The 5,845-nt window shown below is 69.8% G+C and carries 6 protein-coding genes; 4 read left to right on the top strand and 2 right to left on the bottom strand.

What is annotated here, in order from left to right; translation table 11 throughout:
• Positions 1-93: 93 nt before the first annotated feature.
• Positions 94-1,095: a TAXI family TRAP transporter solute-binding subunit gene (locus tag ACWGI8_RS37750; protein WP_453667955.1), complete on the bottom strand. Its 1,002-nt coding sequence runs from the start codon at positions 1,093-1,095 to the stop codon at positions 94-96.
• Positions 1,092-3,251 (bottom strand): TRAP transporter permease, encoded by a 2,160-nt coding sequence (locus ACWGI8_RS37745; protein ID WP_453667954.1) that lies wholly within the window; start codon positions 3,249-3,251, stop codon positions 1,092-1,094. The genes ACWGI8_RS37750 and ACWGI8_RS37745 overlap by 4 nt, the downstream gene beginning before the upstream one ends.
• A 548-nt stretch (positions 3,252-3,799) precedes the next feature.
• On the opposite strand from ACWGI8_RS37745, the gene ACWGI8_RS37740 reads away from it, so the two are divergent.
• From ACWGI8_RS37740 to ACWGI8_RS37725, 4 genes are all read left to right on the top strand, one after another.
• Positions 3,800-4,222, top strand: a complete 423-nt coding sequence (locus ACWGI8_RS37740; protein WP_453667953.1) for a Mov34/MPN/PAD-1 family protein — start codon at positions 3,800-3,802, stop codon at positions 4,220-4,222.
• Positions 4,223-4,310: 88 nt separating this feature from the next.
• Positions 4,311-4,433 carry a putative leader peptide gene (locus tag ACWGI8_RS37735; RefSeq protein ID WP_453667952.1) on the top strand — a complete coding sequence of 41 codons (123 nt, stop codon included), beginning with the start codon at positions 4,311-4,313 and terminating at the stop codon, positions 4,431-4,433.
• 106 nt (positions 4,434-4,539) lie between these two features.
• Positions 4,540-4,818 carry a MoaD/ThiS family protein gene (locus ACWGI8_RS37730; RefSeq protein WP_453667951.1) on the top strand — a complete coding sequence of 93 codons (279 nt, stop codon included), beginning with the start codon at positions 4,540-4,542 and terminating at the stop codon, positions 4,816-4,818.
• Between the two features lie 6 nt (positions 4,819-4,824).
• The gene (locus tag ACWGI8_RS37725; protein WP_453667950.1) at positions 4,825-5,775 is read left to right on the top strand and encodes a PLP-dependent cysteine synthase family protein; all 951 of its coding nucleotides are present in this window, start codon (positions 4,825-4,827) and stop codon (positions 5,773-5,775) included.
• The last annotated feature ends 70 nt before the right edge of the window (positions 5,776-5,845 follow it).

Raw genomic sequence — 5,845 nt, 5'->3', positions numbered from 1 at the left:
CGCTGACACAGTGTCAGTGTCAGGGGGCGGTGGGGATCGGTGCCGCAGGGCGTCCGGGGACGGCCGGACGCCCTGCGCCATTGAGAGCGGGGGTCAGGACCTGCCGGCCCTGGCCTCTATGGCCCTCTTGGCGCCGGGGTTCAGCGGCACCGAATCGGTCTTTGCGGCTCCGGCGATGGAGTTCCCCTTGGCCGCCGCGTTCACCTTCTCCAGGTCGGCCTGTCGGCCGAAGAGCACATCGACGATCTTTCCGGCCAGCTCAGGGTCGAAGCCCTTCTTCACCAGGAGCACATTGGGCACGATCACCGTCGGCACATCGGCCGGCTGCTTGTACGCGGAGGCCGGGATGGAGCCCTGCTCGTAGACGCTGCCGAACTCCTTGCGCAGCGCCGGCAGCACCGGGGTGACGTCGAGGAAGCGCACCTTGCCGCCCAGCGTGGTGGTGAGGTCGGTGATGCCCGCGGTGGGCAGTCCCCCGGACCAGAACAGGGCGTCCACGGTGCCGTCCTTCATGGCCTCCACCGTCTCGGGCAGCCCCAGGTGCTGTGCCTTCACGTCCTTGTCCATGTCGAGCCCGCCCGCCCGCAGCAGCCTCTTGGCGATCACCTCGGTGCCGGAAGCCGGCGCTCCGGTCGAGACTCGCTTGCCCTTCATGTCCGCCAGGGACTTGATGCCGGAGTCGGCCCGGACGACCACCTGGGTGTAGTTCGGGTAGAGCCGGGCCAGCGCCTCCACGGGCTGCGGCTGGGTGAACCCGCCCTTGCCGTGCACGGCGTCGTCGGCGCTGTCGAGCAGTGAGAACCCCAGGTCGTAGTCACCGGCGACGATGCCCTGGATGTTCTGCACCGACCCGCCGGTGGCGGTCGCGGTCGCCCGGTAGCCCTTGATGTCCTCCGAGATCATCTTGGCCAGGCCACCGCCGAGCTGGTAGTAGACCCCGGTGGTGTTGCCGGTCGCGATCGTGATCCGCCCGCCGTCGGCGGCGGCGCCCTTGTCCGCTTGGTTCTCCTGCTTCCCGCCGCAGCCGGTGGCGGTGAGGGTCAAGGCGACCGCCACGGCGGCCAGACCGAGGGCTCGGAGACGCGTGTGCTTCATCGGTTGGGACTGCCTTTCATCAGGGATGTTTCGCTACGGGGCCGGACGGCGGCACAGGGTGCGCCGGAGTCCGGACGGCGGCGACGCACCGTGTGAATGCCGAGCGCGAGTGCCAGCAGCGCCGAACCGGCGACGAGGGAAACGGGTACGAGGTAGAGCAGGAGCACCGCGGAGGCGGCGCAGAGGAGGCGTTCGAGCAGGGTGCTCGGCCCGAGCAGCCAGCCTCCGGTGGCGGCGGCCAGTGCGGCGACCGCGAGGGCCGAGACCGCGGTGACCCAGGCGATGTCCGCGACCGCTCCCTGCCCGAGCAGATGCGTGCCGTTGTCGGTCAGCACGAAGGAGAACGGGATCAGGAACGCGGGCAGGGAGTACTTCCAGGTCTCGTTCATCGTCCGGAGGGGGCTGCCGCCGGTGATGGCCGCGGCCGCCGCGGCGGCAAGCGCCGTGGGCGGAGTCACCTCGGAGAGCACGGCGTAGTAGAAGATGAACATGTACGCCTCCGGAGCGGTGACGCCCAGGGAGGTCATCGCCGGCGCGATGATCACGGCGGAGATGATGAACGACGCGGTCACCGGCACGGCGAGCCCCAGGACGGAGACCGAGACCGCGGCGAACAGAGCGGTCAGCGTGAGCTGCACCGTGGGGTCGCTGCCGAAGGCTCCCGCGAAGTCCACGATGATCGTGGCGAGATTGAGGCCCAGCCCCGTCTGGGTGACGACGGCGACGATGATTCCCGCGGCGGCGCAGGTGGCCACCACCGGCAGCGCCGACCTGCTGCCCTGCGCGAGTGCCTCGTACAGCCGCCTTGGGGTCAGCCGGTGCGCCGGGTCGAGGAACGAGAGCACGAACTGCACGCCCGTCGCGTAGACCACCGCCTTGAAGGGAGGCAGGTCCACCGCCATGAAGCCGATGATCAGGAACAGCGAGAGGAAGTGGTAGCCGAACCTGGCGAGCAGCCTCAGCGCGGATCGCGGCTCCGTCTCCACCGTCCCGGTGAGGTTCTTCCGGGCGTCGATCTCGATCGCCAGCAGGATGCCGAGGTAGTAGAGGAGCATCGGCACGGTGGCGTACAGCAGGACGGTGAGGTAGCTCGTCTTCAGGTACTCGGCGATGACGAAGGCGGCGGCGCCGAGGGTGGGGGGCGAAAGGATCGCTCCGATCCCCGCGGCGGCGAGTACGCCCCCCGCCTTCTCCTTCGAGTAGCCGGCGCGCCGCAGCAGGGGCCAGGCGACCGAACCCAGGCTGACCGCGGTCGCGGACCCGGAGCCGGACACCGTTCCCATGAGGAGTCCCGCGGCCGTCACCGTGCGCCCCGGGGCACTGCGGGAACCGCGGAAGGCCGCGAGGGACAGGTTGATGAAGAACGCACCGGCCCCGGACAGGTCCAGCACGGTCCCGTAGACGGTGAACAGCACGATGTAGGTGGCGGCCACTTTCAGCGGCATTCCGTAGAAGCCGTCGGCGCCCATGGAGAGGTTGGCGAGGATCGCGTTGGCGTCGAAGCCGCCGTGCGCCAGGGACCAGTCGTACGGGAGCAGCCCGCCGTAGTAGGCGTAGAGCAGGAAGCCCACGCAGAACGCCGGCAGCACCCAGCCGGTGGTCCGCCGGCAGGCCTCCAGGACCAGCAGGAGCAGCAGCAGTCCGGAGACGGTGTCGAGGGAGGTGGGCAGCTGGAGCCGTTCGTGGAACTCCTGGAAGCCGATGAGGGGGTACACGCCGGCCGCCACGGCGAGCGCCGCGAGTGCCCAGTCGACGAAGCCCGGATCGTCCTTCTTTCCGGCGGTGTTCTTCTCAGCTGCGTTCTTGCCGGCGCCCGGCACTTCCGCGCCCGGCACTTCCGCGCCCGGCACTTCCGCACCCGATTTCCCGGCGCCCGGGGCGGTCCCGCCCGAGGGACGCCAGGGCAGCCGGAGGGCCGGAATGCGCACGGTCCCGCGGTGCGTGAGGAAGCACAGCGGTAGCGCCACCGCGAGAAAGACGGTGACGTAGTACTGGGGTCCTTCTTCCAGCGGGAAGAAGACCACGTAGAGCGCGAAGACCGACAGCACGGCGCAGACGGCGGACACGACGGCGCGTACGGGCGACGAGAGCCGTCGCATCGGCCGCTCCTGCTCGTACTCGGCCACGAGTTCTTCGACTGTCGGCGGGGTTGGCAACGGTGGATTCCTAGTTCTCTTCAATGCGGGACGAATTCGGGCCCGACGAGGGCCGGCATCGCGTCGGAGGCATGCCGGGGAAAGGTGAAAGAAATTCCTGGAAAAGCCCCGCCTCACGCGGTGAACGGTGCTCTGGCATCCCGAGTCGAGAAAGACTTCCGGCCACCCCCGTGGCACGTCCTCATGCCACCAGAGCCGCCGACGCACCGTCAACTGCGCTCTGCCGAAGGGTTGTAGCTTTTCGGTCGATCAGCGCCGCGCTTTTCGGTGACGGTCGCCGCCTAGTGGTACGGCCCCACAGGCCGTCGGTCCTCGGCGCCCCCGCGGGAGGGGATCTTCCGGTCCGCAGCCCGGTCCGCAGTCCGGTCCGCAGTCCGGTTCGCGTGCGTCATGCCGGTGCCCGTTCGTGCGGCGGGCCCGGTTCCCGCTCTCCGCGCCCTCTCGTCGCCGCGCCCGACGGCGGGACAGGGCTTCCGTGCCGCGGGAATGATCTCAGTCAATGGTCCCCGGATCTCAGATCCGGTGGCCGTCCGCCTATTCTCGTCCCCATGCTGACCATCACCCAGGCCCTGTACGACCGGATCGTCGCCCACGCCCGCGCGGACCACCCCGACGAGGCATGCGGCGTGGTCGCGGGACCCGTCGGCGAGGGACGGCCCGAGCGGTTCATCCCGATGCTGAACGCCGCCCGCTCGCCCACGTTCTACGAGTTCGACTCGGCGGATCTGCTCAAGCTGTACCGGGAGATGGACGACCGCGACGAGGAGCCGGTGATCATCTACCACTCCCACACGGCGACCGAGGCCCACCCGTCCCGTACCGACATCTCGTACGCCAACGAGCCCGGCGCGCACTACGTCCTGGTGTCGACGGCGGACACGGACGACGCAGGTCCGTTCCAGTTCCGCTCGTTCCGGATCGTCGAGGGCGAGGTCACCGAGGAGGACGTCAAGATCGTCGAGGCGTACTGAGCACCGGGTGTCCACCTGGCGAACAGTTCGGGTCCACGATGCGAGATCACATTCCGGGAGCCGGAGCGGGAATCGTTACGATGACCGCATGGTTTCGAACGACGTGAGCGAGAAGACGCCGGGCATGCTGCTCGTTGCGCGGCTGCACGTCGACCTGTGCCGCCTCGCCAGCGCCATCTGTACGCGCTGCGCGGACCGCCGTCCGGCCTGAGCCACGGCCCCGAGCGCACCACCCTCCGCACCAACCCCCGCGCGGGGGGCCGAGCCGCGCGCCCCACACGTATCGCCCCTACGTCCTTCCGACAGGAGCCCATGCCATGGCCATCGAGGTCCGCATCCCGACCATCCTCCGCACCTACACCGACGGCGCCAAGGCCGTGGAGGGCAACGGGGACACCCTCGCCGAGCTCTTCGCCGACCTGGAGACCCGGCACACCGGAATCCAGGCCCGGATCGTGGACGGGGACCAGCTGCGGCGCTTCGTGAACGTGTACCTGAACGACGAGGACGTCCGTTTCCTCGACGGCATCTCCACCAAGCTGTCCGACGGCGACAACGTCACGATTCTGCCGGCCGTGGCCGGCGGCATGGTCTGATCCCGGATGCGCTACGACTCCCCGCTCGCCGCGGTCGGCAACACGCCGCTGGTCCGGCTGCCCCGGCTCTCCCTGTCGGAGGACGTCCGCATCTGGGCCAAGCTCGAGGACCGCAACCCGACCGGCTCGGTCAAGGACCGCCCCGCGCTCCACATGATCGAGCAGGCGGAGAAGGACGGCCGGCTCACCCCCGGCTGCACGATCCTGGAGCCGACCAGCGGCAACACCGGGATCTCGCTGGCGATGGCGGCGAAGCTCAAGGGCTACGGCATCGTCTGCGTGATGCCGGAGAACACCTCGCAGGAGCGCCGTGACCTGCTCACGATGTGGGGCGCCGAGATCATCTCGTCGCCGGCCGCGGGCGGCTCCAACACGGCGGTCCGCGTCGCGAAGGAGCTGGCCGCCGAACATCCGGACTGGGTGATGCTCTACCAGTACGGCAACCCGGACAACGCGGGCGCCCACTACGCCACCACCGGCCCCGAGATCCTCGCCGACCTGCCCTCCGTCACCCACTTCGTCGCGGGCCTCGGCACCACGGGCACGCTCATGGGTGTCGGCCGCTTCCTGCGCGAGCACAAGCCCGACATCAAGATCGTCGCAGCGGAACCGCGCTACGACGACCTCGTCTACGGCCTGCGCAACCTCGACGAGGGCTTCGTCCCGGAGCTGTACGACGCCTCCGTCCTCACCTCCCGCTTCTCGGTCGGCTCGGCCGACGCGGTCGCCCGCACCCGTGAGCTCCTGCAGCAGGAGGGCATCTTCGCGGGCGTGTCCACGGGCGCGGCGCTGCACGCCGCGATCGGTGTCGGCAAGAAGGCGCTCAAGGCGGGCGAGTCCGCGGACATCGTCTTCGTCGTCGCCGACGGCGGCTGGAAGTACCTCTCGACGGGCGTCTACACGGCCCCGACGACCGAGGCCGCGATCGAAACGCTGCACGGCCAGCTCTGGGCCTGACCCGGGGCCCCGCCCGGACTCCGCTCCTCGCCCGGGCTCCGCTCCTCCGCCGGACGGGCCGGGCCTGCCG

The organism is Streptomyces sp. NPDC054841, from assembly GCF_053611045.1.
This window is presented reverse-complemented; position numbering and strand designations above follow the sequence as displayed.

Bases quoted from the DNA above. Each gene is read 5' to 3' on its own strand.
- ACWGI8_RS37750 (WP_453667955.1), bottom strand. From the start codon at position 1,095: ATGAAGCACACGCGTCTCCGAGCCCTCGGTCTGGCCGCCGTGGCGGTC.
- ACWGI8_RS37740 (WP_453667953.1), top strand. From the start codon at position 3,800: ATGCTGACCATCACCCAGGCCCTGTACGACCGGATCGTCGCCCACGCC.
- ACWGI8_RS37735 (WP_453667952.1), top strand. From the start codon at position 4,311: ATGGTTTCGAACGACGTGAGCGAGAAGACGCCGGGCATGCTGCTCGTT.
- ACWGI8_RS37730 (WP_453667951.1), top strand. From the start codon at position 4,540: ATGGCCATCGAGGTCCGCATCCCGACCATCCTCCGCACCTACACCGAC.
- ACWGI8_RS37725 (WP_453667950.1), top strand. From the start codon at position 4,825: ATGCGCTACGACTCCCCGCTCGCCGCGGTCGGCAACACGCCGCTGGTC.